This window comes from Streptomyces sp. NPDC041135 (assembly GCF_055592085.1).
In genome coordinates this window covers 37,392-63,588 of the sequence record NZ_JBVIYZ010000026.1, presented here as the reverse complement: position 1 = coordinate 63,588, position 26,197 = coordinate 37,392, and the positions used below count along the sequence as shown (strand labels likewise).

Genomic DNA, 26,197 nt, shown 5'->3' with positions numbered 1-26,197 from the left:
TTCGGCAGGGGAGTGAGGTGGATCTGCCGTTTGCCGGGGCGAATGGCAGACCTGGTCAGGCCGGGCCGAAGGTCTTCTCGCGGTGGACGCGCCAGCGTTCCATCATCGCCGTGATCTCGGCCTCGACGAACTCGAAGAACGCGAGTGTCTCGGCCATCCGGCGGCCCGCGGCCGTGTCCGCGCCCAGGCTGGTGACGCCCTCGCGCAGGGCGCCTTCCCAGCGCCTGATGACGGCTTCCCGGTTGGTGAGGGCCTCGTACCACTGGTTTCCGTGCACCCGGTAGCGCTCCCGGCGCGAGCCCGGCTCCCGCTCCCGCGAGACCATGTGCTGCTGTGCCAGGTAGCGGACCGCCCCGGACACCGCTGCCGGGCTGATCCGCAACTGCTCACCCAGCTCGGCGGAGGTCATCGCACCCTCGTCGGAGGATAGGAGGGCGGCGAAGACCCGGGCGGGCATCCGCGCCAGGCCGGCCTCCACGAGCTGTGCCGCGAAGGACTCAACGAACCTCGACACGGCCTCCGCGTCGCGCGCGGTCCCGGGTGACTTGGTCATGCGGCTCAGTCTAGCCGGGATTCGAATGGTTCCTTAACTTCACAAATCTCTGAAGTAAGCGTACTTTCCGAAGCATGACGAAGGCCATCACCGTCTCCGGACTGCACAAGTCCTTCGGGCGGACACACGCACTCACCGGGCTCGACCTGGAGGTCGCCCGCGGTGAGGTGCACGGCTTCCTCGGTCCCAACGGCGCCGGCAAGTCCACTACCATCCGGATCCTGCCCGGCCTGCTGCGCGCCGACTCGGGCGCCGCACAGGTCCTGGGCCGCGACCCCTGGCAAGACGCGGTCGAGGTGCACCGCCGGATCGCCTACGTGCCCGGGGACGTGACCCTGTGGCGCAACCTCTCCGGCGGCGAGGTCATCGACCTCTACGGCCGATTGCGCGGCGGGCTCGACGCCCGGCGCCGCGCGGAACTGCTCGAGCGGTTCGAACTCGACCCCACCAAGAAGGGCCGCACCTACTCCAAGGGGAACCGGCAGAAGGTCGCCCTGGTCGCCGCGTTCGCCTCGGACGTCGACCTGCTGATCCTGGACGAGCCCACCTCGGGCCTGGACCCGCTGATGGAGGAGGCCTTCCGGCTGTGCGTCGAGGAGGAGCGCGCACGGGGCCGGACCGTCCTGCTGTCCTCCCACATCCTCAGCGAGGTCGAGGAGCTGTGCGACCGGGTGAGCATCATCCGCAGCGGCCGCACGGTGGAGAGCGGCTCGCTCGCCGAGCTGCGGCACCTGCATCGCACCAGCGTCACCGCCGAGCTGGCGGGCCCGCCGAACGGCCTCGCCGGTCTGCCGGGCGTACACAACCTCGACGTCCAGGGCCGCCGCGTACGGCTCCAGGTCGACACCGAGCGGCTGGACGGCGTTCTCAAGTCGCTGAGCGAGACGGGCGTGCGGTCGCTGACGTCGACCCCGCCCACGCTGGAGGAGCTGTTCCTGCGGCACTACCAGGACGTGGTCCGGTGACGGCCTTCACGGTACGGCCCGGCAGCACGCGCCCGCTCGCCGGCACCGGCACCCTGCTGCGGTTCGCGCTGCGCCGCGACCGGCTGATGCTGCCGGTCTGGGTCGCCGTGACCACGCTGATGGTCCTGTCGATGCCCGGCACGCTGGAGAGCGTCTACGGCACGACGGCCGAACGCGCCGACCTCGTCCGGCAGATGACCGCGAATTCCTCGCTGCGCGCGATGGTCGGCCCGGTCTTCGGTGACTCCCTGGGCGCGCTGACCGCCTGGCGTGCCGGTGTGTACGCCGGTGTCCTGGCCGCCGTGACAAGTCTGCTGGTCGTTGTGCGTCATACCCGGGACGAGGAGGAGAGCGGCCGTCAGGAGCTGTTGGCGTTCGGGATGGTGGGCCGCAGGGCCTCCCTGACCGCGGCACTGCTGGCGGCGGCGGTCGGCAACGCGGCCTTGGTGGTGCTCCTGACCGCCGGGATGGCCGGCCAGGGGACGTCCGGGGCCCTGGCGCTCGGGCTCGGGGTCGGCGGTACAGGCATGGTCTTTGCCACGACGGCCGCGGTCCTCGCCCAGCTGACGGAGAGCGCACGGATGGCCCGCGGGCTGACAGCGGCGGTGCTCGGCGCCGCGTTCGTGCTGCGCGCGGCGGGCGACTCCGCGACGGATGACGGATCGTCGGTGGTTACCTGGCTGTCCCCTCTCGGGTGGCTGGAGAACCTGCGGCCCTACGCGGACGAGCGCTGGTGGTTGACGGCCCTGTTCGTCGGTGCGGTGCTGCTCCAGGGGGCGGCGGCCTACGCCCTGACGGGCCGCCGCGACCTCGGCATGAGCTTCCTGCCGACGCGGCCGGGGCCGGCCACCGGCCGCCTGGGTAGCGCGGCGGCCCTGGCCTGGCGGCTCCAGCGGGGCGGCGTCCTCGGTTGGAGCGCCGGTTTCCTCCTGGCGGGGGTGGTCTACGGCGGCATGGCCGACGGCGCCGCCGACCTGGTCGGGGACAACGAGGGAACCCGGCAGCTCTTCGAGCGCATGGGCGGGCAGACAGGTCTGACGGACGCGTTCCTGGCGACCATGGCCGGCATGCTGGGGCTGGTCGCGGCACTGTACGTGGTGGCGTCCGTGCTACGGCTGCACGGCGAGGAGACCTCGGGCCGGGCGGAACCGGTCCTGGCCACCGCGGTGGGCCGGCTGCGCTGGGTCGCCGGGCACCTGGTGATCGCCTTCGGCGGCTCCGCCCTGATTCTGCTCCTGGCCGGACTCGGCCTGGCCGTGGGCCACGGCAGGCGGACCGGCCCGGTCGTGGCCGCCTGTCTGGTGCAGATCCCGGCGGTGTGGGTGGTCGGCGGGGTGGCGGTGCTGCTGTACGGCGTGCTGCCCCGGGGCGCGGTCGCCGCGTGGGGTGTGGCGGGCGTGTTCTTGCTGATCGGCTGGGTGGGCCCGGCGCTGGATGTGCCGCAGACGGTGCTGAACCTCTCTCCCTTCGGGCACCTGCCGAAGCTGCCTGGTCAGGTCATGCGGTGGGTCACGGTGGGGGCACTGACCGCGCTCGCTGCTGTGCTGGTCACCGGCGGGCTAGCGGCCTTGCGGAGGCGGGACCTCACCACGTGAGCCACCACCTCCGCTTCGTCGGCCAGCCCTTTCAGCCCTCTGATCACGAAGGGGCGCATCTCCTGCATCAGTGCCCCGCAGGCCCGCATCGAACAGGACCTCTCGAGAGGCGCCCTGGACAGGACCAAAGACATAAGGAGCCGAGGACCACCGCAGTATCCGCCCGGCCGCGACGCGGTGATGGACGGGCTTGATGGACGGGCTCAGTACGCGGAATGTGCGCGTGACATGCGGTACGTGGTGCCCTCACGGGGGCCGAAGGGCGGTGGCTTCTCCGCTCGGGTTGCCGAGGGCGCGGTGAAGAGTGAGGGCTTGGTTGGCGAGTTCCTCGGCCCGGCCGGGGTCGGCGTGTCGGCGGCGGCGTCTGCCAGGAGCCCGAGGGCGGTGGCTTCTCCGCCCCGGTCGCCGATGATGCGGTAGAGGGTGAGGGCCTGGTTGGCGAGCTCCTCGGCCGTGTCGAGGTCGGCGCGCTCGCCGGCGGCATCCGCCAGCAGCCCCAAGACGGCGGCTTCCCCACGCTGGTCGCCGATGGCGCGGTAGACGGTGAGGGCGGCTGCTGGATCGAGGAAGCGATGGCCTGTGCGTGCAACTGAGAGTCGTTGAGTCGAGCGGCGAGACCCTCCGCGGCGGCACGTTGCCTGGCGGCGAGTTTGCGCTGGTGGGCTGATTCGGCCCGCTGCGTGAGAGACATGCTGGTCGTCGCCGCGGCGGATGCCGCAGCGGCAACAACCTCTGGAGTTGGTGACTGACGTCCGATGCCCGATGGTGCCCACATCGCTCGGCGAACGCCGAGGTTGGCTTCGGTCAGAAGCAGGTGGACCAGACAGCCCTGGTCGGGGCATGGTTTGGCGATCTCCCAGAGCCCTCGGGAACGATCCAACTCCACGTACCCCGCCCCGCGCCGTGGTCAGCGACGCCGCACCATGTAGGACACAGTTCAAGGCTCCGCGTCAGTCCGGGGCGAGGACGCAGAACTCGTGGCCCTCCGGGTCGGTCAGGCACGTCCACGGGACGTCGCCCTGGCCGAGATCGAGGTCAGTGGCGCCGAGGGCCCGCAGCCGGGCTACCTCTGCTGCTTTGTCGTCACCGCGGTACGGCAGCAGGTCGAGATGGACGCGGTCCGGCACGGTCTTCACGTCGGGCGTGCGGATGAACTCGAGATACGGGCCAGTTCCCTTCGCGGAGCGCAACACCGCCTGATCGTCACTCACCTCGTGCAGGGTCCAGTCCAGGGCCTCGTCCCAGAACCGGGCCATGGCCCGCGGATCCGCGCAGTCGACCACCACCGCGGCGATCGGCCCGGTGTCGAGGTAGATCTCGCGAGGTTCCAGCACGCAGAACTCGTTGCCCCCGGGGTCGGCGAGGACCGTCCAGGGCACCCCACCCTGGCCCACGTCGGCGGGCGTCGCACCGAGAGACTTCAGGCGCGCGACCAGCTCCGCCTGATGGGCCGCGGAAGTGGTGGCGAGATCGAGGTGTACGCGGTTCTTTGCCGATGTCCTGGGTTCCGGGACGGGGACGACGTCGATGCCGACGAAGACCGGGTCCGGCCAGACGAGGCCGCCGGCGGGTCCGACGTAGGTGGTCACGCCGGGGCTATAAGCACTCCAGCCGAGCGCCTCCGCCCAGAACCTGCCGACTGCCGAGGGATCAAGAGCCTTCATGTTCACCATGACAGGTCGCAGTGCCATGCCGGTGATCGTATACGCCCGCTCTGCAACGACATCCGCACCGTCGCCAAACAGAGATCGACTCGCTCAGCAGCCGCAATGCTCAGCTCGCCGACTGGACTGGCCTCGCTTTTCGATCGGGGGGATGAGACGTCGCTGATCGTCAGCTGTCGGGGTGAGCCAGAGTTTTCGCTGCTCGGGCATGGCGAAGGCCCAGCGCGGTGGCCGGGCTTGTCCAAGGTCCGTCGGGGGAGGGGAGTCGGTGAGGAACACCTGACGCCGCAGGCGGGTGCACGTCCTCGAAGCCGGCATGCCGGCTGAGGCCGTCACAGCGCGCCTCCATGGCGATCGAAGGGAGTCCGGGCGGGACCACCAGACGGCCCAGTCGAACCCGGCTATGCCCTGACGCCAAAAGGCCGCCGGACCGGCCGCGAAGAGGGCGACGGTGAAGCTCTCTCCATCTGGCCGGTCCCCCGGTAGGAGGGGCGGGCCGGCCACTGGCGGCGACGCCGCCCGGGACGTGACGGACGCGCCGACGGCACGGCCGACTTCCCGTCTATCTCGGGCGGTTCCTGATTGGCATCCTGCGCACCGCGCGCTCCGTCACCGCCTCGACCGAAGACGGTCTGCGGCCACAGGACCGGGCACCGGCTGCAGGTGTGTACGCGGGCAGTGGGGTCGCGCGGAGCCGGCTGGTCGGGGCCGGGCCTGCTGGCGCGCCGCCCACGCGTGGGAGCGCTCCCGTAAAGTGGAAAATGGTGGTGCACGGGGATTTCGCGCCTCCCTCATGCTGGTTAGGCTCAAGCCCGGTTGCCGTGCGGGAGCGCTCCCATAGGTGCCCGCCGCAGCCGGCCTTCACCCTCAGAGGGCCTCCCTCCCCACGAGAGCACGGAGGACGACTGTGAGACCCCCCATCCGCACCCCGCGCCACGAAGCGGCGGCTGCGGCTACCGCGCCCGGGCCGCGCTTGTGCAAGGCCTTGGCGATCGGCCTGGCCGTCGGCCTCGCGGCAGTCGGCATGGTGCTGAGCAGCGAGAACACCGCGGGCGCCGCAGCGCAGGGCAGCCTCCCCAGCGGCACCCAGTTCTACAAGGACCCCAACTCCCAGGTAGTCCGCTGGGTCGCCGCCAATCCCGGTGACTCCCGCCAGCCGGTCATCGCCCGGCGGATCGCCTCCCAGCCGCAGGGGATCTGGTTCGCCAACTACAGCCCCTCCACCATCACCAGCGACGTCAGAGCGATCACCACGGACGCGGCCTCCGCCGGACAGGTCCCGGTACTGGCCGTGTACGAGATCCCCAACCGGGACTGCGGCGGCGCCTCCGCCGGTGGCGCGCCGGACCTGCCGTCGTACGACTCCTGGGTGCGCAACTTCGCCGCAGGGCTCGGCAGCGGGAAGTCGGTCATCATCCTGGAGCCGGACTCCGTCTCCCTGACCACCTGTCTGTCCGCGCAGCAGCAGAGCGACCGCTTCGCCTCGCTCTCCCGGGCGGGCGCCGCCATCCACGCCGCCGCGCCCAACGCCAAGGTCTACATGGACGGCGGCCACTCGACCTGGAACAGCGCCTCGGAGCAGGCCAACCGGCTGCGCAGCGCCGGCATCCTGACCAACGCCGACGGCTTCTTCACCAACGTCTCCAACTTCAACGCCACGGGCAACGAGGTCAACTACGCCAAGAACGTGCTGGCCGCGCTGGGTAACCCCTCCAGCCTGCACGCCGTGGTGGACACCAGCCGCAACGGCAACGGCCCTGCCGGCGGCGGGGCGTGGTGCGATCCCTCAGGCCGGTCGATCGGCAACTATCCCACGACCACCACCGGGGACCCGGCGATCGACGCCTTCTTGTGGGTGAAGCCGCCCGGCGAGTCGGACGGTTGCGCCGGCCCGGCGGGCACATTCATCCCGGACGTGGCCTACCAGCTGGCCTCCGCCGGAGCGTCGGACCCGCCGACCGGTGGAACCACGACAGGTGGAACGACCACGGGCGGTACCACGACGACCGGGGGCACCACCACAGGCGGATCCACCACAGGCGGATCCACCACAGGTGGTACCACCACAGGTGGTACCACCACAGGCGGAACCACCACAGGCGGTACGAGCGGCGGCACCGGCACCTCCACCTGCAAGGTGACCGTCACCCCGCAGACCTGGACCGGCGGCTTCACCGCCAACGTCACGGTGGCCAACACCGGTTCGAGCGCGGTCAACGGCTGGAAGCTGGGCTTCACCCTGCCCTCCGGCCAGACGGTCACCAGCGCCTGGAACGCGACGATCAGCCCGAGTTCGGGCGTGGTCACCGCCTCCGGCCTCTCGTACAACGCCCAGATCCCGGCCGGCGGCTCCCAGTCCTTCGGCTTCCAGGGCACCTTCTCGGGCAACTACGCCCAGCCCACCGCGTTCACCCTCAACGGCGCCGCCTGCAGCGGCTCCTGACGTATCACCCGGATTCCCCGCACCACCCGTATACAGCCACGGCGGCCGCCCCGGACATCTTCCGAGGCGGCCACCGCGCGCTGCGCCGATCCGTCGGCCCGCCTCCGACCCCTGTCAAGCGCCTACATCCCCGCCCTCAGCGGGTGAACCGGCCCCGAGACGCCCCCCGGCCGCGCTGGCCTAGACGCGATTGGTGCGCAAAATGTGCGCTTGAGGTAGGAGTGCGGACGTTCTCGCGGCTCGAGCTGGCTGCTGGACTCCGTTACACGGCGACCGGCGACCAGACCCCGACGCCGCTGCGCCGGGTGCTCGTCCCGGCCCGCATGTGACGGAGCACCTCCAGTACTGACGGGTACCCGGCTGCCCCTCGGGCGTACCGGCATGCCGGCCTCGGCGAAACACTCCAAGCACGGCCAGCCGCCGGTCCGCCCTTGCCGAAGGTGCCGCGCGAGTGCCGCTGTACTCTCGATCACCACGGTGTCGACCGCGTGCACCAACAATCCATGGCCCCGGCCGAGCCCAGCAGCCGCGGGTCGGGCAGAGCGCCAACTGGCTCGCTGCCAACCGGAGTCCCCCATAAGGGAGTTGTGTGGCTCCTGGTTTGGCGGTGGGGTAGCGTGCCGACAGCGTTCGTGGCGTTCCTACGCCGTCCAGACCGGCGACGCGGCGCTGGCCAAGCGGGCGTGGACGAAGTTCCACGCCTCCGACGGCTACAGCGAGTCCTCGCCGTGGAAGACGGAACCGCTCAGCGGCCCCGCCACCCTGGTCGCGGGCAGCGAGGCCGCCTTGGTGTCCATCGACGACACCGCGCCTCACGGCCTCGCCGCCATCGAGAACCTGGCGCTGCTCGGCGACAAGATGCCGTTGAAGGGAGCTAGTTCAGCCTCTCCAGGACATCCCGCACCCGCCGGACATCCCGCAGCCGCTGCTCGTACGTCGCACCGAGTGCGAGCAGCAGCAGTCCGGCGAGGGCGGGCGGCACCCAGCGCGGGAGGGTGTCGGTCACCTGGACCAGGTATGGGGCGAGTTCGTGCAGCGCGTCCAGTGTGAGAACCGAGCCGCCCAGCACGAGCGACGCCTGCAGACGGTATCGGGCCCCCAGCAGTGTCAGCAGCAGCGCGGACGCGCCCAGCAGCAGGGGGCGGGTCGACCCAGGGTCGCCCCAGGCGACGGCCAGGCTCGGCAGCAGCGTGGCGGCGAGCCCGGGGCCGTACGCCGTCCAGGAGGAGACCGCCGGGTCACGGCGCCGGCGCAGGGCCCCGACGACCAGTGCCGGGACCGTCGCCGGCAGGGTGTACGCCTCCACGAGGCCCACCTGCCAGGATGCCAGCCGCACCCATGAGGCCAGCACGAACAGGGCGACGGCCGCGTACCCGACGCCACGCCGGTCCGGGCGCAGGGCGGTGCTGGCGGCGATCACCGCGCACAGGGACAGCACCAGCGCGAGCAGCGGCGGGTCGAACACGGCGAGGCCGACGGCCAGCAGGCCCGCTCCGGCGCCGACGGCCTCCACCACGACGGTCGTCACCGGGTCGCCGATCCGGGGTGCGGCCACGGCCGCGACGACGGGGACCACGAGCACCAGCAGGGCGATGTGCTCCGGCCGCCAGCCGGCGGCGGCGCCCACGGCCGCGGTCAGGGCCGTGGCCGATGCCAGGGAAGCGGCGGCGGACACGGCTGCCGCCCGGCCACGCCACGCGGCCCCCGCGAACATCGCGGTCAGCACCGCGAGCACGGTGAGCGTCGCCGCCTCCGTGGCCAGGGCGAGGAGGGCGAGACCGAGCGAGACGAGCAGCGCCGACACGGTCGTCGCCCGCGTCGCCGGCGCCAGCAGCACCGCCGCCGTGGCGCCCATGACGAACAGGCCGACGGCGTAGGGCAGTTCCAGCGCGGCGGGGACGACGAGCAGCGCGGCGCAGACCAGCGTCAGGGCGGCGGTCCGCGCCTGCGGACGCCACTGCCCGTCCCGCACCACCGTCGCCAGGACCACCGCGACGGCGGCGAGGATCAGGGGCGCCGTGACGGCGTAGGGCGGCCAGAAGGCGTCGACCGTCACCGCGGCGCGGGCATCGGACGGAGCTCCGGACCAGATGTGCCGCAGCCACGCGACCGGGCCCAGCAGCGTGACGCCGACGGCCGGAACCGCCCACAGCACCGCTCCCGCCTGGACCACGGCGGAGGCCCAGGCCACTCCCCGGCGCACCGGCTGCGTCCCCCGGGCGATGGCCAACAGCGCTATGCCGCACGCGAAATAGCCGGGCGCCGCCCACTCGCCGGGCGCCGAGGCCCGCAGGACGCCGCCCAGTGCGGCGACCGCACACAGCGCGCCGACCACGGCCCCACCCGTGACGAAGCCGGGGTCCGGGGCGAACCGGGCCACGCCCAGGGCGATCACCGCCGCGAGGACGAGGAGCATCGCCGCACGGGTCGCCGCGCCCGGACCAGACGCCTCCAGCGACAGTCCGCCGGCCGCCAGGACGCCCCAGCCGCCGGTCGCGAGGGCGCACACCACCGCGACCGTACGCACCGGCCGCTGCGCGACCCGCAGCGCGACCGCCGCGTCGAACGCCGCCGTCAGCAGCAGCGCGGCCGTGACCGTGTGCGCTCCGCCGCCCGCCGCGAGCGCCCACAGCGGCAGCGCGAACTGAGCGGCCGTCAGGGCGGCCGGGCGCGGCAGCCGTACCGCCGCCGTGCCCGGCCGCGCGGCGAGCGTCGTGCCGTACCCGGCCCACACCGTCGCCAGCAGCGTGGCGGCGGCCGCCGCGTACATCGTGCCGTCCGCTGCGGAGAACGCGACCTCGTACAGGGCGTAGGCGTCCAGCACCGTCAGCGCGAGGCCGAGACCCGCGACCGACTCGGCGGTCGAGCGCAGCCCCCGCCGCAGCAGCGCGACGGGCGCGCCGAGCACCGCGAGCGTGACCGCTCCGAGCACCGCACACCGCCCGGTGATCCCCAGGTGTCCCCAGCTGACCAGCGTGAAGACCATCGCCGCGACGGTGAGCAGGACCCCGCCGAGCAGGAGGAGAACGTTCTGCACGCTCGGAGCGCTGGTCTCGAGGCGGCGGGGCGGGGCCGGAGGCGCGGGCCATCCCGGCGCGACCGGCGCCGTCGCCTGCTGAAGCGCGGCGACCAACCAGGCGCGGCGCGCCAGCAGCTGGGCACGGCGGGCGTCCAGGTGTCGCAGCTCGGTGTCGAGGAGCCGCAGCTGCTCGGCCGGAGGCGGAGAATACGTCATGCCTCGGAGTGTGGTCGGCGTCCCCTCCGGCGGCATGAGCACCGGTACTCAGAACGCGTACTCAGAACACGTACTCAGCCGCACTGGCCGGCCGCGCGCGGGCACACTCTGCCCATGGATTGGACCCGTTACCGTTTCCGCAGCCTGTAGGCCCTGCCCGCGCCGCCCGCCCGCGTCCTCGAGGCGCTGGGGCGGGCCGAGGACTATGCGCGCTGGTGGCCGCAGGTGCGCGAGGTGCACCGCGTCGACGACACGACCGGCGTCGTCCGCGTCCGCTACGTCCTCCCGTACGACCTCACCTTCACGAAGGACCTCGTTCCCGGAACGGGACGGGGCGTCCATGACGGCGGATACTCGCGCCGATCACCTGTTCCGGCTCGTGTCCCGGGCTCTGCCGACACGAGGGCGACAAGCGGGCGCAAGGGGCCCTCATCCCGGGGTGCGTTGCTGGACAGCTCTTCGACTGCTCGGCGATGGTGTGGTCGCGAGTGGGCACCAGGGTGCCGTCCGCGATGAGCACGGTGTGAGGGGCTGGAGCGCGAGCATCGGTCCGAGGTGGTCACGGCGCCGATACTGTGATCACACACCAGCCACGTCCGGATCATCGCACCGCAGCGTGCCCCGCCGTCCCCGGTCTCGACGGTGCCACCGAGTTCGCTCAGCAGCGACGCCATGGCCTCGACGATGGTGCGTGAGCCGGGGTGGGCGGGGTCGACCTCGGGCCAGGCCCATCGCAGGCCGTGGCGTTCTAGGTCCAGGGAAAGTGCGCGGACCCGCCGCCGCGGCGCCCATCCCGGCCACCGCCCGATGCCGAGCAGGCCACCGCCGACAAGGGCATGCCGACGGGCCTGTCGGCTGAACTGCGGTGCACTGCGCGTCACGGCCAAGGTCCGGTTCACGCCATTTCTTGGAGAACGTCGCTTGCAACAGTGTGAGGCACGCCACGATGGCGAGCGAACTCCCGTTCGCATCGGTCTGATTGGTCAACCGGTTGGAAGGAGTGCTCGTGACTCAAGTCGTGCCCCCTTTACCTGTGGTCGTCGAGAATCCGGTCATCACGTTCTCCAGCGCCCCGCAGCGCCCGGCCTTGCGGCATCTGGGCAGGCCCTCGCTGCGCAGCTCGGTCTCCGGCACGCGGCGGCGCGCCCGCGGTGAGGCGCCCCGCGTGCTGCTCGTCGTGCCCTCGTACACCCGGGTGGTGGAGCCCTCCCCCGAGCGCAGCAGCTTCCGGGCTCTCGGCCTGGACACGTTCGAGGTCATGAAACGGGCCGGCACCCCCATCGGTCTCCTGCGCATCGCGTCCGGCGCACGCCTCGCCGGCTTCGACGTCCGCATCGTCGACTCACCCTTCGCCGGCTGGGAGCAGGAACGCCGGCTCGTCGACCTCGGCGGGGGCAGCAACCTGGTCCGCTACGGCCTCGACGACGCACAACTGCGTTCGGTCATCGAGGAGTTCGAACCGGACGTCGTCGGCGTCCAGTGCATCTACACCGTCCAGTGGGGTAACGCGCGCGCCCTGGCCGACCTGGTCAAGGACATCGACCCGGCGATCGTCACGGTCACGGGCGGCGCCCATCCCAGCGGAGACTGGCAGTACGCCGTGCCGGACTCGCCCTTCGACCACGTCGTCATCAACGAGGCCGACCAGACCTTCACCGCGCTGCTGCGGGCGCTGACCGAGGAGGGCGGCGACATCGACGCGGTGCCCGGCGTCGCCTACCGGCGGGCCGACCTCGCCGTTGTGCGGACCACCGCCAAGTCGCCGTACATGCGCATCCTGCCGAAGCGGCAGGGGTTGGACCAGCGGCTCGGCATGATGCCGCTGCCCGATTTCGGGATGCTGGACATGAGCCAGTACCAGCAGGCGTACCACTCGTCGGGGAAGCGGGTACGTGACCACGGTGCCTGGGCGCAGATCTTCTCGACCATCGGCTGCAACGTGGGCTGCGACTTCTGCTACATCCCGATGGTGAACGGCCCCTGGCGGGCCCTCGGCCTCGACTGGTTCGACCTGCACCTCGCCGAGATCACCAAGCAGGGTGTGACCGAGGTGCTCATCGAGGACGATCACCTGCTGCACGACCCGCTCTACGCGATGCGCGTCTTCGAATTGCTCCGCAAGCACGATCTGCCGTGGGTGGAGGAGGGTGGCCTGAGCCTGTTCAATCTCGTCCTGCTGCATCTTGGCGAGAAGTTCGCGAACAGCATGGACGACGCCGAGCGGCGCAACCCCAACTTCCGCAACATCCTCTCCGCGATGCGCTCCGGACTGACCTGCCGCGACCTGATCAGGGCCATGGCCGACGGCGGCTGTTACAGCGTCTACCTGGCCGTGGAGAGCGCCAACGAGGACAGTCTCGAGCAGTCCGGCAAGCCCCGTCTCAACGCCTTCCAGAAGGCCACGGGCGAGATCGTGGAGATGTTCACGGAGTACGGCATCCAGGTCACGGGCGGATTCATGCTCGGCTTCGTCAACCCGCCCGGGCGGCCTGGAGCCGAACCGTACGTCGAGTCGCTGGAGCAGATCGAGAAGACCATCGACTACGCGGTCACGCTCATGGGGCACGGGATGGCGTACGCGAACCCCTTCATCGTCACCCCGTTGCCGGGCACCAAGATGTGGGACTTCCAGAAGGACTATGTCGTGCGCCACTACGACAACGGCTGGTCGCACGAGAAGGCGACCATGGCGACGGAGAGATGGAGCGCGGAGGGCATCGAACGCATGCGGCTGGAACTCCTCGTGCGCGCCAACGGCGCCGACAGGGTGATCGAGATGGTTCGCCGCGGCACGTGGCCCGTGGACGCCTGACGGGATGGGACGACGGCGGTGGCCTGCTCAGCCCCGGCGGCGCGCCGCGCGCAGCGCGTCCGCCGAGGCGAGCACGGCGCCGCCCGTGATCAGTACGCAGGCGGCGGCGACGGGCCAGCTCGCATCGGCCCGTCCCGTCGCGATCAGCAGGGCGGTGGACAGCAGCGGGGCGGCATACGACAGGGTGCCCAGGAGGCGGATGTCGCCGTGCTTGGTGCCGTGGTCCCAGATGTAGAACGCGCCGCCGACCGGGCCGAGGCCCAGTGCGAGCACCGCCAGCCACTGCCCGCCGCCGGGCCGCACGGTGTCCTCGAACAGCAGATGGCAGACAGCCGCGAGCACCGCGGTGGCCAGGCAGAAGAACGCCACCATGTCCGCCGGGACCCGAGGATAGCGCCGGTTGGCCACCGAGTACGCCGACCACACCACCGCGCACACGGCGGCTGCCATGTACCCGAGCAGGTACTCCCTGCGGAACTGCACGCCGTGCCCGCCCGTGACCAGCAGGAACGTGCCGCCGAGCCCGAGCACGGCGCCCGCCACGTGCCGCCAGCGCAGCTGTTCTCCCGGCAGCAGTGCGGAGAGCACGACGATCAGCAGCGGCCACAGGTAGGCGATGAGGCCGGCGTCGACCGCGGGGGCGTTGCGCAGGGCCAGGAAGTAGAAGAAGTGGTAGCCGAACAGGCCGCCGACACCGATCGCCCAGGCCCCGCGGGGCACCGCGCGGACGAGTGCCCCGCCGCCGCGCAGTGCTCGGGGCAGTCCGAGGACGCCGCCGACCGCGAACGCCATGGCGGTGAGCTGGAAAGGCGGAATCCGCCCGGTCAGCGTGGTGAAGAGGGCCAGAGACGCCCACAGCAGTACGGCCCCGGCACCGATCGCGGTGGCCCTGAGCCGGTGCACCGGGTGTGTCACGGAGTCGCACCCCTCCGCCGCTGCCACGGTGCCGGCTCGCGCGTTCCCAGCGTCCATGTGCCCTCCCACCCACCGCCGTCGCATGACGGTACGTCACGTCACGACCACACCAGCGCATCGTAGGGAGGCGCGTGACCGGGACCCGCGCTTTCCGGTCAGAACGTGGAACAGACTGGAGAGAGACGCGAACGGGCCACGCCTACGTATGGGGAAGAGACGCCACCGGCACAACAGCCGGGTAACACGGCTCCGTATCCTCAGCCGTTGCAAACGGCCTCGCCCGATACCGTTGCCTGCCACAGGCTGGCGCCCGCTGTGCCACGGTGACAGCTGAGTACGCATACTCACGCGCCCTTTCCCTCCCGCCGTCCAGAGTGGTCATGGACACAGAGGGGGCGAACGGCCGTGGGGCATCGACGTCGTACCAGAGCCATTCTGGGCGTGGTGAGCAGCGTGGCGCTGCTGGCCGCATCCGCCTGTTCGCAGGACGGCGCCACCAGCCAGAAGACTGTCCGCAAACTCGCTGGAAGCGCCGAGGCGGTCAAGGCCCGAGAGCAGGTGGAGCAGGAGATCCGGAACACCATCACCGACTGGGATGCCCACACCGCGCTCACACTCGGCCTGGTGACCGTGGACGACTCATGCATGGGCGGGCGGGCGAAGGAGCTGTTCTTCCAAGACGGGGACGACCAGTACACAATCCGTTGCACGATGTACCTCAACGCCTACTTCGGCGCCAGTCCACACCATGTGTCAGAAACGATCGACAGCATCCTCACCGCAGGCGACCCCGACGGCTCCCCGATTCCCTTCGGTCACGACTTCATCTACGCGACCAAGGTCGTTGACTACTACCGGGGCAGGACAGGCGATCCGCAGGGCCCGGGCACTGGTGAGCCGAACGAACTGTTCAACGCGGCTACGGTCACGCTCAACTGGGACCAAGTCCGCCAGACCGGAAAGCGCGAGGTGATCGAGGAACTACCGGCATGCTCCCCCAGCGATCCACCTGTCCACCGATGCCTGCGTGAGCCGGCCTCCACCAGCGTCACAAACCTGCGCCGCAAGTACGGCATGGTGTTCAAGCTCACCTTCCCCTCCAGGGACTACTTCATCGTGTACAAAGACGGCTAAACCGTCAGCCATCGGGAGCCTGTGGTGCGCCGTCTGCCGGCCTTACGGCGGGAGGGGAAGCTCACCACTGGGCAGGTGAGGTCGGCGGCGGACGTGCTGGGGGTGCGGGAGCGTGCGGTGTGGCGGTGGCTGTCGGCCGCCGAGCGGGACGAGGCTGCGGCCCAGGCACCGGGGGAGCGGGCCGTGTATCCCGGGCGGTGCACGGTTACTGATGAGGTCCGGGCTCTGCTGGGGCTGTGGAAGGGGAACGTCGCGGCGGTGCATCGCGAGCCGACCGCTCGCGCGGCCAGGGGCGAGGGGCAGCCGCCTCCATCGATCCCGAGGCTGCACCGGGCGATCCGCCGTGATCTGACGCCGGGGGAGCGGGCAGGGCTCGCGGAAGGGGAGCGGGCGGCGCGCAGGCATGATGTGTTCCTGGCCCGGCCGCGGGATTGGCGCAACCGGGTGTAGACCGACCACATGCAGGTTCCGGTGCTGGTCGATGTCGGCGGCAAGCCTCGCAGGCCGTGGATCACTTGGTTCACCGACTGCGCCACCAGCGCGATCACCGGTGTGGCGGTCACGCCAGTGCATCCGTCGCGGGAGTCGGTGCTGGCCGCACTGCTCTCAGCGGTCCTGCGCGAGGACCCTTACGGCCCGTTCGGTGGCCTGCCGGAGAAGGTGCGGGTGGACCGTGGCAGGGACTTCCTGTCCCGGACGGTGACCGCAGCGTTCGATCTCCTGGATGTGGCGGTGGAAGACCTCCCACGGGTTACAAGGACCACCAGCAATACACGCGCAGGCCGGCAGCCTGAGCGAGCTGTTCCAGGCCAGCCAGAACCTCAAGGACGCCGAGCGCATTCTGGGCGTCGACTCGGCTCTGCTCCAGTTCAGCCGTCATGGACCACGGCTCGGCAGCGCGCCCGAGGTCAGCCTGCGTTGCCGCCGCGAGGGTCTCGACCAGGCTGTCCGACAGGCCGAACACAAGGGGGCTGTCGTCGTCCGGGGAGGACAACAGCTGCCCCGGACTCGGGCGCTGGCCAGCTTCCTCATAGGTGCAGTCACCGCGTGTTGCAACGATCCTCGAATTCACCACCCGGCGGCTCAACGCGCCCAAGTAGCGGCACGCTGCCCTGCACCGCCTGACCGCGGGCTGCACCGACGGGCGCTTGTCGGCCGGGGAGCGCCACGGGCAGCCCGGGGTCAGCCGCCACCCGAGCCGGCCGAGGCCGAACCGCCGGAGGTCCAGTTGGAGTTGGGTCGCGGCCGATGGCGTGTGCTGCGCTCGGTGCGCAGCTCCACCACGACCTCAGCCGGGCCGAGCAGGGCCTCCAGCGTGTCGGCGAGCCGCTGCGGGTCACCGTCGAACGGGAGCGGGGCGAGCCGCTCCCGGCCGCCCTGCAGGACGAGTTCCAGCGCGAGCGTGGAGACGGCCGGCTTGGGGTCCCCCTGGTACGGCTCCACCACCTCGTGCGTCAGCTGCACCTCGCGCAGGGTGTCGACGGGCAGCCAGTCGTCCGGCCCCGTGGCCCGGACCAACCGCAGGGACGCGGGTAATCCGGCCGGCGCGAACTCGACCCGCAGGATGCGCCGAGCCCGAGAAAAGGCCAGCCCCGGCCAGCCGAGCAGGTACTCCAGCCCGACGATCACCCCCACCACCACGAACACGGTTGATGCCCGCGCCCCGGCAAGCGTCATCCAAAAGGCGACGAGCAGGGTCGGCACGCCCAGGACGAGCGGAGTGAGCAGCGCGGGTCCCGCCGAGGTCAGCGCGATCCGCGCCGGCCCGGCTGGTGAGCCGCCGCGCAGGACCAGATCCGTCGAGTCGGGGCCTTGTCTCAGCAAGGGTTCGGTGGCCATGCCTCCAGCGTAGGACCGGTCCGCAAGAGCGCCTCGACCCCATCCGGCCGATGGGGCACGGCGTGTGCACCGCGAGGAAATCCCGGGAGGACGCGGAGCGGTTGTACCGTCGCCTCGCCTCCGATGGCGAGGTGGATGCATTGCTGGGCCTGGCTCGGCTGCGGGAGATCACCGGGGACCACAAGGGCTCGGAGGGCTACACCTGCGAAGCCGCCGACCGGGGACACGGCAAGGCGTTTTGGCACCTGTTTCAGTTCCGGCAAGCGGCCGGGGACCTCGCTGGGGCCGAGCGCATTGCGCACAATGCAGCGGACCGTGGAGACACCGCACCTGTGGTGAGCCTGGCCCGGTCGAGGGAGGAGGCCGGTGACTGCGACGGGGCGGAGCACCTGTACCACCAAGGCGCCGACCGGGGAGACGCCGGCGCAGTGTTGGCTCTGGGCCGGCTGCATGAGGCGGCCGGGGACCAGGAGGGCGCCGACCGCCTGTACTGCCAGGCCGCCGACCTGGGAGGCAGCTGGGACGTGCACCTTCTGGCCCTCCAGCGGGAGGGGGACGGGGACCGGGACGGCGCCAGGCGTCTGTATCGTCGGCTCGTCGATCAGGGAGACCTGTGGCCGCTGGGGTGTCTGGCCCGAATGCTGAAAGAGGACGGAGACGACGAGGGCGCCGAGGGCCTGTACCGCCGGGCTGCCGACCACGGAGATGTGCCGTCAGAGGCTGTGCGGGAACGTTGGCCGTTCGGCCTCGACGCGGACGGCCAACGGATACAGCAGTGGTGGTGAAGCCCACGCGTGCAAGGCACGGCCCCATTGGTGCAGGTCGGGTAGAGCCGCTGCCGGATTCCGGCCGGGTCGCGCGCGGGAGCCGCTACGAAGATCACGGCCTGCCTGTGTTCTTCGAGAGGGCTCCCGCTCGTGCGCTTCGCCCGCGCCGCCGCCGCGGTCGCCGTGCTCGCCGCCCTCCTCCTCCCGACGTCCGCCCACGCCGTGCTGGCTGCCGCCGCGCCCGCCGACTCCGTCACCCTGCCCGTAGGGGACGCCCTGGCCCAATTGTCGGTGCGCACCGAGGACCCCACCGGCTATGAGCGCACCAAGTTCCGGCACTGGGTCGACGCCGACGGGACGGCTGCAACACCCGCGCCGAAGTACTCAAGGCCGAAGCTGTCATCGTCCCGACGCAGGGCCCGCGCTGCTCGCCCTGAGCGGGGGAGAGTGGTACTCGCCCTACGACGACCGCTACATCCAGGGGCGCAGTGGTGTGGACATCGACCACCTGGACCCGCTCGCCGAGGCCCGGGACTCCGGCGCCTCCGCCTGGAAGGCGAAAGGAGCGGGAGGCCTACGCCAACGACCTCGGTGACGACCGCGCGCTGATCGCGGTCTCGGCTGCCTCGAACCGGTCCAAGGCCGAACAGGACCCCAGCACCCGGCTGCCGCCGACCGCTGCCAGTACGTCAACGACTGGGTGGCCGACAAGACCCGCTGGTGACTGGGCCTTGACACCGACGAGCACGCCACGCTCGCAGAGGTGCTCGGCCGCTGCCCCAACGTCCCCGTCACCGTCACGCTGGCTCGCTGACCGGGGCCCGGCCGCACACTGTCGGCGCGAACTGCGGGCACAGGCTCACCGACGCCCGGTGGCAGGCGGTTGGCTACACCTGGGACTCGAGCAAGGCGTCCGTGGCACCCACATCTGTGCGAGGACTGCCAGGACGGGGCCGTCGCAGCCGAGCAGCAGGCCGAAACGGACGACCGCGAGCGGCAGGAGCAGGAGCGCCTGCGCCAGGAGACGGAGGAGCAGGCCACCCTGCACAGGGCCGGCGGCTGGTTCTCCCGCTTTCGTCGGCGGCGCGGGCAAAACCAAGTGGATGCTGGGCAACCAGGGGTGCTCGGTGGTGGCTGGCCGGCATGAACGGCCGCGCCCCCGCCGGCCGGGGCCGGGGGCGAGGGGATGTACCGGTGTGAGCAGATTGCGGTGGGCGGGCGTGGTGGCACCGGTCGACGAGCCGTCAACTGGCGGGGCGTGCGCCGGTTCTGTCTTGCGGGCGCCCTTGCAGCGGCTGCGTCAGGCGGCCGAGGTGCTGTGCGGGCAGCTGACCCGGCCGGGCGGCTACCGCCGGGCGTGGGCGGCGGGGATCGCCGAGTGCCTGACGGGCGTTCCACTCGGCGTCACCCAGAAGGAGTCACTTTTACCAGTCAGACGCCTCGAACACCGCAACCATCGTCCTGCCATCAGGAATGATCAGCTCATCGGGCGTCGTGCACGTCCGACCTGATCAGTGACTGAAGGGAGTGGATATGGCGGAGCGGCAGTCCGGCACCGTGAAGTGGTTCAACGATGAGAAGGGGTTCGGCTTCATCACCGCCGAAATCGGCCCGGACCTCTTTGTGCACTTCCGGGCGATCCAGGGGAACGGTTTCAAGAGTCTCAAGGAAGGCCAGAAGGTGACCTTCGTCGCGGTGCAGGGCCAGAAGGGCATGGAGGCGGACGAGGTCATCCCGGAGGGCTGAGCCCCAGGCCGGGTAAGTGCCGACCTGCTGCTCTCCCGAGCAACCGTCCGCCTGCTGCCCGGCCCACCAGGCCGTCCCGGGAGCCTCACCGTCCCGTGCCGGCGCTACCGTGCGGGCCCCGCCCTGCTACGGTCCTGGCGCCGGCCGTGGCTGCCTCGCCCCGGGCCGCGTGCCGCCGGGGTCCTGCTGGTGTCTTCGCCGGCCTGGCCGCCGCGCCCGCCCCGGTCTCGCCCGGCCGGATCTCGGGCGTCCGGCGTCGAGGAGTTGTTGCTGCTCACTGTCCGCCGACCCCCAAGCAAGGTGCCGAGCCGGTAGCCGATGTGGTCGGCGGGGACGTGGAGGTGGCCGTACTGGTCGCGGTAGGAGCGGGCGGCGGCGAGCCCGAGGCGGCGGGTACGACAGACGGCCGGGTCGCGGGGGTCGAAGGAGGACAGGTCCATCCCCTGGGCGACGCGTTCGGGGTGGACGGCCGACGCCGAGAGGGAATTCGGCAAGCGCGCAGATGCCTGTTTCATTTCACCGAGCGATTTGCGGTCAGAACAGTCGAGGACGGGTGCGCAGCCGCCACGCGTGGGCGTCTACGCTTTCGAGCGCGAGCGCGCCTGTCCAGCCTTCCCACCCCCGCGGCAATGCTTCCATGTCGATGCCTTGGGCTGCCTTCTGCGCGTCGCGCAGCTCCCCGAACGCGTCCATGAACTCGTCGCCCATGACCTCCGGTTCGAAGCGGAGTTCCGCCCCGCTGACGGTGGCGACGTGCGGCATCTGCGCGTCGATGGAGTAACCCACGATCCTGTTGCTGAACTTATCCTTGATCGCGCAGAGGTACAGCTTGCCTTCGCCGGTGGCGTGTTCGGTGATGTCGGCAAGTTACAGCCGGTTCGGGCCGGTCGCGGTGAGGTTTCGGCTCACGAGGTCGTCGTGCCAGGTGGGCCGGCCTTCTTGCCCCTGCCGCGCTTCTTGCCGAGCACGCTCCACCAGCGGTTGTCCCGGGAGATCCGCCATGCGGTCCGGTCCGCCGTCCGAGCCCCGGCACCACGCGCTTCATCGGCCAGGAAGCGGTAGCCGAATTCAGGGTCGTCGCGGTGAGCGTCGAACAGTGCGTTCGCGCGATACGACTCCTCCAGTACGGCGTCGGCCACCGGCTTGTCGAGCCAGCGGTAGTAGGGCTGTCTGGCGAGCTTCAGCACCCGGCACGTCACCGTGACGGGCACCCCGTCCACGGCCAGCTCTTTCACGAGCGGGTAGATCCTTGACGTGGGGCTCGTAACGCGTCCCAGGCGGCCCGGTTCAGGGCCTGTAGACCGCGCCGGGGCGGGGCTTTGCCGGGGACATCAGCCCGGAGACCGTGACGAAGGTGTAGCCGCGCTCTCTGAGAGCCGGGATGATCTTCTCCACCGCGGGGATCGTTCCGGCATACCGCTCGTGGAGCAGGATGATGCCGTCGCGTTTCGTCCCTTCGAGGACGCGCTTCTCGATGAGCGCGCTGTCGTTGGTGGCGTAGTCGCTGGCGGTGACGCTCCACAGGATCTGGGCCAGACCGAGCTCCTTGAGGACGGCGGACACGTCATCGCTAGTACGGCCCTGTGGCGGGCGCATGAGTGTCGGCGCATGGCCGGTGATCTCTTCTATGTCCCGCTGCACGGGCTGTATTTCTGCCAGGATTCCCCGCCGGTCCAATTTCGTGAGGTCTTTGTGGGACCATGTGTGATTCCCTATCTCGTGACCTTCGCCTGCCATGCGGCGTATGGTTTCGGGAAAGGTGTCGGTGTGACCTTTTCCTTGCAGGAAGAAGGTGGATCTCACGTTCTTCCGTTTCAGTAGGTCGAGCAGTTTCGGTGTGGGTGCGCTGGGGCCGCCGTCGAAGGTCAGGGCGACGCACCGCGCGACGCGGCAGTCGACGGGCCCGGAGGCGGGCTGGTCGGCAGCGGCGCCGGCGCGGGCGTCGGCCGGGGAGGTCACGCCGGTGAGCGTGCTGCACCCGGTGAGGGCCCAGGCGGCGCAGCACGACACGACGGCCACGGCCAGGCGGCGGCACGGGCGGGGCCGGACAAGCCCAGAGCGGAGCAAGGTCGTTGTCATCGCTGGTCCGCATCGCCACGACCGGACCGCAGACCGCGGCTCAGCAGGGCGACCGCGCCGGCGAGCCCGCAAGCGAACAGGACCAGTCGGGCCAGCGCCGGACCGAAGTACGCGCCACCGAAAACGGCCTCGGACAGGACGGTGATGGCGCGGTCAGCGAGCGGCAGGCCCACCGCGACAGCGAGGACGCCGAGTACGGCGGCGAGCGCCAGGAGGGCAGGGCGCCGGACGGTGGAGTTACGGGATGTCATGGTGTTTCCTTTCAGCAATCCGATGGGAAACACGCTAGGAATTCGGGCCACCGATCGTCTTCGGTGAAAAGTCGACAGCCTTAGGAGCGAAAGAACGGGGCGTTGGGAATCGAAAGGATGAGTTCCGGAGCGGGAGTCATCCTTTGGTCGGTGAATGACGCTGTGCGGCGCGACCGGGGAAGAGGTCCTCGTAGACTTGGGCGCTATGCAGTGGGAAAGAACGCGCCTCGGCAGCAGGGTCACCGACCTGCTGGTGGCAGCCGCGAGTGCGGTGCTGTGCGTGACGGTGGAGTTCGCGACCGGCAGTGGTCTGTTGGTCTATCCGCAGCTCGTCCCGGTTCCCGTGGCCGGTGCTCCGTTCGCGGCGCACCTGCCGTTCGCCGTCGGGGCCCTGTGGGCCCACGGGATCGTCCCGGTGGCCGGCAGCGCGCTGCTGCTCGGGCGCAGGCGGTGGCCCGTCGCGGTCGCCGCGCTCCTCATCGTGGCGGCCGCCGCTCTGCCGCTGATCCCCGCCGCGCTGATCGCGCTGGCCACGGTGGCAGCGACACGGCCGCTCCGTACAACCCGGCTGGTCGCCGCGCTGGCGCTGATGCCGCTCCCGCTCTACGTGGCCGAGCAGGAGTCGATCGCGGCCGGTGTGCTGGCGACCGCGGTCACGGGCGGCGTTCTGGTCGCCGGTGCGGTGGGATGGGGGCTGTACCTGCGGAGCATGCGCGAGGCCGCGGAGCAGACCCGGATCCGCGCCGCCCTGCGGACGGAAGAGGTGCGGCGGCAGGAGCGGGACGCGCTGGCACGCGAGATGCACGACGTACTGGCCCACCGGCTGTCCCTGCTCGCCGTGCATGCAGGCGCCCTGGAGGTGAACCAGCTGGCGTCCCGCACCCAGATCACCGAGGCGGCCGGCCTCGTCCGCGCCACCGCACACCAGGCGATGGAGGACCTCCAGCAGGTGCTCGGCGTGCTTCGCACCCCCTTGCAGACCGAAGGCGCCCGGGTCGAGCCACCGCAGCCCACCCTGGCAGACCTGCCGCAGCTGATCGAGGAATCACGAAAGACCGGCATGACGATCAAGCTCACCCAGAATCTCACCGATCCATCTGCGGCCCCGGTCACCAGCCAGCGCACCGCCTACCGGATCGTGCAGGAGGCCCTGACCAACGCCCACAAGCATGCCCCGGGACAGCCCGTGGACATCCGCCTGGCCGGAACCCGCGGCCGAGGCCTGACCCTGGACGTCTCCAACCCCCTTCCAGACCCGCCCGCGCAGCCTCTGCCCGGCGGCGGCTCGGGGCTCGACGGCCTGCGCGAGCGCGCCGCGCTGATCGGCGGCCGCCTCACCCACACCCGCACCCCCGACACCCACCGTCTGCGCGCCGAACTGCCCTGGCCCGCATGAACACCATCCCCCTCACCCCCGTCCGGGTCATGCTCGTCGACGACGACGCTCTCGTCCGCGTCGGCCTGCGCCTCATGCTCGCCTCCGCCGACGACCTCCTGGTGGTGGCCGAGGCCGCCGACGGCGCGGAGGTCGAAGCGCTCGTCGAGGAGCACCGGCCCGATCTCGTCCTCATGGACATCCGCATGCCAGGCACGGACGGTCTCGAAGCCACCCGCCGGCTACGAGCCCGGCCAAACGCCCCCGAGGTCGTCATGCTCACGACGTTCTCGACCGACGCCTACGTACTGCAAGCCCTCCAGGCCGGCGCAGCCGGATTCCTGCTCAAGCACACCCGCCCGGACCGCATCATCGAGGCGATCCGCTCGGCCGCGACCGGCGAACCGGTGATGTCGCCCGACGCCCTGCGCCACCTCATTGCCGCCGCCGGCACGCAACCCGCGCAGCAACAACAGCAGCGCACGACGGACCCTGCCGAAGCACAGCTGAGCCTCCTCGGCACACGCGAACAGGACGTGGCCCTCGCCGTCGCCCGCGGCCTCAGCAACGCGGAGATCTCCCACGAGCTCTACATGAGCATCCCCACCGTCAAGTCTCACATCTCCCACATCCTGGCCAAACTCGAACTCAACAACCGCGTGCAGATCGCCCTCACCGTCTACCGCGCAGGCCGCATCTGACCCATCACCGACCTGCATTCAGCAGAGACGGTGCTTCCGGTGCCCCGGGAGGAAGCCGTGCTGTCCCGTGCGGCGGATGCCGGGTCTGTAAAACGATCGGTGTAACTCCTGATCAAGGAAGATGCATCGATGAACAGCGACACCGTGACCGAGGCCGAGTCTGTCAAGGTCGTTGAGCCGCAGCCGGCGAAGGCGGTGGACGACCAGCTCATCGACGAGTTGGTCGGCTGGGCCCAGGCCGAGGGCCTGCAGCTGACCGGCGAGGGCGGGCTGCTCCAGTACGAGACCGCCGCCTTGCAATGCGTCTACATGGCCATCATGTCGCTCGATCCCACCGGCAACGGTTAGGCCCGCTGGACCCTGCGCTGGAAGACCGCCCTGAACGCCTTCGGCATCACCTTCGACGGCCGACTCTCAGCAGCCTGCCAGTAGCCCCAACACCCCGGTAACACCGCTTGTTTTATGGACTGACAGGGGCAGCGTGGAGGACGGCGAAGACGGGCCTTCGCCGGGGTAAGCCGAATAGGGGCCATGCGAGGCAAGGGGGTGGGCAGCGTTGGTCTGCGGCACCAGCGGAGCGCCACGCTGAGCTCACCGCCCACAGCGACGACATTCCCCCTCACGGGGTCACGGGGTGCTGGGGTCCCTGGCGCACAGTGCGTTCTCGATCAGGGCGCTGGCCGCGTTCTCCTGCTCCAGTATGTGAACCTTGGTGTCGCCGCGGGCCTCGGACATGGAGACCACAGCGCTTCGACGCCCGTCATCGGTGACGCCGTTGAGGGTGATGTAGCCGCCGTCCCCGCCCTCATGGCTCCAGTAGGTTCCTCCGCATCTTAGGGGGCGTTCGACCAGGCCGAGCCCGTATCGGCCCTTGGGCCACAGCTGTTGGACCTCCGCGCTCACGGCGACGGTCTGTTTCATCTTGGCCAGCTGCCGTGCCGGTAGTAGGCGGCCGTCGAGCAGCGCGCGGATGAAGCGGTTCTCATCCCGAGTGGTCGTGACCCACGAAAGGTTCGCGTAGTCCACCGGTACCTGGTCGGTGACATTCACCCGGGAACCGGGGCCGAAGAGCTGGTAAGCCTGGGCGTGGGGCCGGGGCAGGGTGGGCGAGGTGCCCATCCACCGGGTCTGGTCAAGGCCCAGCGGGCGCAGGATGCGCTTTTTGATCTCTTCGTGTGCGGGGTGACCGGTGGCCTTCTGGATGATCATGTCGAGCACGACATAGCCGGTGTTGGAGTACGCCCAGCCCGTGCCGGGCAGGAAGTCCTCCGGCTCATGGGCCATGGCGAGGTCGACCAGTTGCTCGGGTTCGTAGACGTTGTGGCGCTGCTGGTAGTACTCCTTCGGCGTGGTGTATCCCGGCAGGGCGTCCTGGATGCCGCTGGTGTGCTGGAGCAGGTGGCGGATGGTGATCTGGCTACCGTCGTTGCCGTTGCCCCGCACCACTCCGGGCAGCCAGTGGTCGACCGTGTCGTCCAGGGACAGGCTGCCCTCGGCCTCCAGCTGGAGGACCACGGTGGCGACCAACGTCTTGGACGTGCTGGCCATGCGGAAGTAGCCCCCGGAAGAGACCGGGCGGCCGGTGTTCAGGTCGGAGGTACCGCTGGTGGCGACTGACTGCCGACCGTCAGGCGCGATCACGCGGGCCTGCACACCGCTCACACCGAGGGCGTGGATCGCCTTGGTGTCCCGGCGTAACTGCTCCACAGGGGAGGGACCGGCGGGCTGAGCGATGGCGGGGACCACCTCGGCGGCGAGCAGCGTAGCGACACCGAGGGCCATGACCAGGTGCTTTCGCAGAGTCGAAGTCATGGCTGGACGCTAGTTTCGCCCCCCACCGGGGCGCGATCCGGCGCACCCCAAGACCAGAACGGGGGATAACCCCCCAGCGCGGGCCGTCGTCAGTCTGGCGTCGATCTGCCGAGCGCGCTGTGACGGTTCGCGGATCCAACCCCACCGAGCTGTCGCGCCGTCAGACGGGACCGCTCTCTTGTCGAAGGAGCCTCAACCGTGATCGTTTCCTTGGTCCGGAAAAGGGCGTCCGGACTCACCGAACTCCTGGCCCGCGAACTCCGCGCCCGCGGCCGCGGGGTCGCAGTTGAGCTCCTGCACGTCCATCTGCC

Annotated in this window: 22 protein-coding genes and 5 pseudogenes; 13 read left to right on the top strand and 14 right to left on the bottom strand. The window is 70.6% G+C overall.

Annotated elements, in window-relative coordinates:
• Positions 1-55 precede the first annotated feature (55 nt).
• Complete coding sequence (locus ACZ6CZ_RS32755) at positions 56-553, bottom strand: GbsR/MarR family transcriptional regulator (RefSeq protein WP_469028538.1); 498 nt, start codon at positions 551-553, stop codon at positions 56-58.
• A 74-nt stretch (positions 554-627) separates the two neighbouring features.
• On the opposite strand from ACZ6CZ_RS32755, the gene ACZ6CZ_RS32750 reads away from it, so the two are divergent.
• A complete protein-coding gene (locus ACZ6CZ_RS32750) occupies positions 628-1,518 on the top strand; it encodes an ABC transporter ATP-binding protein (protein ID WP_469028536.1) in 891 nt (296 codons plus the stop codon).
• Positions 1,515-3,113, top strand: coding sequence for an ABC transporter permease (locus ACZ6CZ_RS32745; protein WP_469028534.1), 1,599 nt, complete (start codon positions 1,515-1,517; stop codon positions 3,111-3,113). The genes ACZ6CZ_RS32750 and ACZ6CZ_RS32745 overlap by 4 nt, the downstream gene beginning before the upstream one ends.
• Before the next feature lie 203 nt (positions 3,114-3,316).
• Here ACZ6CZ_RS32745 and ACZ6CZ_RS32740 read toward each other — a convergent pair whose 3' ends face one another.
• Together ACZ6CZ_RS32740 and ACZ6CZ_RS32735 are read right to left on the bottom strand one after the other, a co-directional pair.
• A complete protein-coding gene (locus tag ACZ6CZ_RS32740) occupies positions 3,317-3,613 on the bottom strand; it encodes a hypothetical protein (RefSeq protein ID WP_469028532.1) in 297 nt (98 codons plus the stop codon).
• Positions 3,614-4,063: 450 nt separating this feature from the next.
• A complete protein-coding gene (locus ACZ6CZ_RS32735; protein WP_469028529.1) occupies positions 4,064-4,804 on the bottom strand; it encodes a VOC family protein in 741 nt (246 codons plus the stop codon).
• 946 nt (positions 4,805-5,750) lie between these two features.
• Here ACZ6CZ_RS32735 and ACZ6CZ_RS32730 point away from each other — a divergent pair.
• A complete protein-coding gene (locus ACZ6CZ_RS32730) occupies positions 5,751-7,220 on the top strand; it encodes a glycoside hydrolase family 6 protein (RefSeq protein ID WP_469028526.1) in 1,470 nt (489 codons plus the stop codon).
• A 645-nt stretch (positions 7,221-7,865) separates the two neighbouring features.
• Positions 7,866-8,084 (top strand): annotated as a pseudogene (locus tag ACZ6CZ_RS32725) (exo-rhamnogalacturonan lyase family protein); the annotation flags it as partial.
• A gap of 10 nt (positions 8,085-8,094) precedes the next feature.
• Here ACZ6CZ_RS32725 and ACZ6CZ_RS32720 read toward each other — a convergent pair.
• Positions 8,095-10,455, bottom strand: coding sequence for an SCO7613 C-terminal domain-containing membrane protein (locus ACZ6CZ_RS32720; protein ID WP_469028523.1), 2,361 nt, complete (start codon positions 10,453-10,455; stop codon positions 8,095-8,097).
• A gap of 153 nt (positions 10,456-10,608) precedes the next feature.
• Here ACZ6CZ_RS32720 and ACZ6CZ_RS32715 point away from each other — a divergent pair.
• Positions 10,609-10,761 (top strand): annotated as a pseudogene (locus ACZ6CZ_RS32715) (SRPBCC family protein); the annotation flags it as partial.
• A gap of 145 nt (positions 10,762-10,906) precedes the next feature.
• On the opposite strand, the pseudogene ACZ6CZ_RS32710 reads toward ACZ6CZ_RS32715, so the two are convergent.
• Positions 10,907-11,016: pseudogene (locus ACZ6CZ_RS32710) on the bottom strand (IS5/IS1182 family transposase); the annotation flags it as partial.
• 472 nt (positions 11,017-11,488) lie between these two features.
• On the opposite strand from ACZ6CZ_RS32710, the gene ACZ6CZ_RS32705 reads away from it, so the two are divergent.
• On the top strand, positions 11,489-13,267 hold the full coding sequence (locus ACZ6CZ_RS32705; protein WP_469028520.1) for a B12-binding domain-containing radical SAM protein: 1,779 nt from the start codon (positions 11,489-11,491) through the stop codon (positions 13,265-13,267).
• Positions 13,268-13,294: 27 nt separating this feature from the next.
• Here ACZ6CZ_RS32705 and yddG read toward each other — a convergent pair whose 3' ends face one another.
• Positions 13,295-14,239, bottom strand: a complete 945-nt coding sequence (gene yddG, locus ACZ6CZ_RS32700) for an aromatic amino acid exporter YddG (protein ID WP_469028518.1) — start codon at positions 14,237-14,239, stop codon at positions 13,295-13,297.
• Positions 14,240-14,626: 387 nt separating this feature from the next.
• Between yddG and ACZ6CZ_RS32695 the strand changes: the two genes are divergently transcribed.
• Positions 14,627-15,316, top strand: a complete 690-nt coding sequence (locus tag ACZ6CZ_RS32695; protein ID WP_469028515.1) for a hypothetical protein — start codon at positions 14,627-14,629, stop codon at positions 15,314-15,316.
• A gap of 751 nt (positions 15,317-16,067) precedes the next feature.
• On the opposite strand, the gene ACZ6CZ_RS32690 is transcribed toward ACZ6CZ_RS32695, so the two are convergent.
• Positions 16,068-16,412, bottom strand: coding sequence for a hypothetical protein (locus ACZ6CZ_RS32690; protein ID WP_469028512.1), 345 nt, complete (start codon positions 16,410-16,412; stop codon positions 16,068-16,070).
• Positions 16,413-16,498: 86 nt separating this feature from the next.
• On the bottom strand, positions 16,499-17,155 hold the full coding sequence (locus ACZ6CZ_RS32685; RefSeq protein ID WP_469028510.1) for a hypothetical protein: 657 nt from the start codon (positions 17,153-17,155) through the stop codon (positions 16,499-16,501).
• A 131-nt stretch (positions 17,156-17,286) separates the two neighbouring features.
• Between ACZ6CZ_RS32685 and ACZ6CZ_RS32680 the strand changes: the two genes are divergently transcribed.
• The 3 genes and pseudogenes from ACZ6CZ_RS32680 to ACZ6CZ_RS32670 all read left to right on the top strand — a co-directional run bounded on the left by ACZ6CZ_RS32680 (position 17,287) and on the right by ACZ6CZ_RS32670 (position 19,668).
• Positions 17,287-17,940, top strand: a complete 654-nt coding sequence (locus ACZ6CZ_RS32680; protein WP_469028508.1) for a tetratricopeptide repeat protein — start codon at positions 17,287-17,289, stop codon at positions 17,938-17,940.
• A 132-nt stretch (positions 17,941-18,072) separates the two neighbouring features.
• Positions 18,073-18,736, top strand: a pseudogene (locus ACZ6CZ_RS32675) (HNH endonuclease family protein).
• A gap of 719 nt (positions 18,737-19,455) precedes the next feature.
• Positions 19,456-19,668, top strand: coding sequence for a cold shock domain-containing protein (locus ACZ6CZ_RS32670; RefSeq protein WP_469028506.1), 213 nt, complete (start codon positions 19,456-19,458; stop codon positions 19,666-19,668).
• 104 nt (positions 19,669-19,772) lie between these two features.
• Here the strand turns inward: ACZ6CZ_RS32670 and ACZ6CZ_RS32665 are convergent, their stop codons facing one another.
• The 5 genes from ACZ6CZ_RS32665 to ACZ6CZ_RS32645 form a co-directional block, all read right to left on the bottom strand.
• A complete protein-coding gene (locus ACZ6CZ_RS32665; RefSeq protein WP_469028504.1) occupies positions 19,773-20,162 on the bottom strand; it encodes a hypothetical protein in 390 nt (129 codons plus the stop codon).
• A 40-nt stretch (positions 20,163-20,202) separates the two neighbouring features.
• On the bottom strand, positions 20,203-20,454 hold the full coding sequence (locus tag ACZ6CZ_RS32660) for a hypothetical protein (protein WP_469028502.1): 252 nt from the start codon (positions 20,452-20,454) through the stop codon (positions 20,203-20,205).
• 119 nt (positions 20,455-20,573) lie between these two features.
• The gene (locus ACZ6CZ_RS32655; protein WP_469028499.1) at positions 20,574-20,903 is read right to left on the bottom strand and encodes a hypothetical protein; all 330 of its coding nucleotides are present in this window, start codon (positions 20,901-20,903) and stop codon (positions 20,574-20,576) included.
• A 52-nt stretch (positions 20,904-20,955) separates the two neighbouring features.
• On the bottom strand, positions 20,956-21,747 hold the full coding sequence (locus ACZ6CZ_RS32650) for a polysaccharide deacetylase family protein (RefSeq protein ID WP_469028497.1): 792 nt from the start codon (positions 21,745-21,747) through the stop codon (positions 20,956-20,958).
• Positions 21,744-21,998, bottom strand: coding sequence for a hypothetical protein (locus ACZ6CZ_RS32645; RefSeq protein ID WP_469028495.1), 255 nt, complete (start codon positions 21,996-21,998; stop codon positions 21,744-21,746). Before ACZ6CZ_RS32645 ends, ACZ6CZ_RS32650 begins: the two co-directional genes overlap by 4 nt.
• A gap of 205 nt (positions 21,999-22,203) precedes the next feature.
• Between ACZ6CZ_RS32645 and ACZ6CZ_RS32640 the strand changes: the two genes are divergently transcribed.
• The 3 genes and pseudogenes from ACZ6CZ_RS32640 to ACZ6CZ_RS32630 form a co-directional block, all read left to right on the top strand.
• On the top strand, positions 22,204-23,394 hold the full coding sequence (locus ACZ6CZ_RS32640; protein WP_469028493.1) for a sensor histidine kinase: 1,191 nt from the start codon (positions 22,204-22,206) through the stop codon (positions 23,392-23,394).
• The gene (locus ACZ6CZ_RS32635; RefSeq protein ID WP_469028490.1) at positions 23,391-24,074 is read left to right on the top strand and encodes a response regulator; all 684 of its coding nucleotides are present in this window, start codon (positions 23,391-23,393) and stop codon (positions 24,072-24,074) included. Before ACZ6CZ_RS32640 ends, ACZ6CZ_RS32635 begins: the two co-directional genes overlap by 4 nt.
• A gap of 282 nt (positions 24,075-24,356) precedes the next feature.
• Positions 24,357-24,506, top strand: a pseudogene (locus ACZ6CZ_RS32630) (IS256 family transposase); the annotation flags it as partial.
• Positions 24,507-24,701: 195 nt separating this feature from the next.
• On the opposite strand, the gene ACZ6CZ_RS32625 reads toward ACZ6CZ_RS32630, so the two are convergent.
• Complete coding sequence (locus tag ACZ6CZ_RS32625; protein ID WP_469028487.1) at positions 24,702-25,886, bottom strand: serine hydrolase domain-containing protein; 1,185 nt, start codon at positions 25,884-25,886, stop codon at positions 24,702-24,704.
• Between the last annotated feature and the right edge of the window lie 311 nt (positions 25,887-26,197).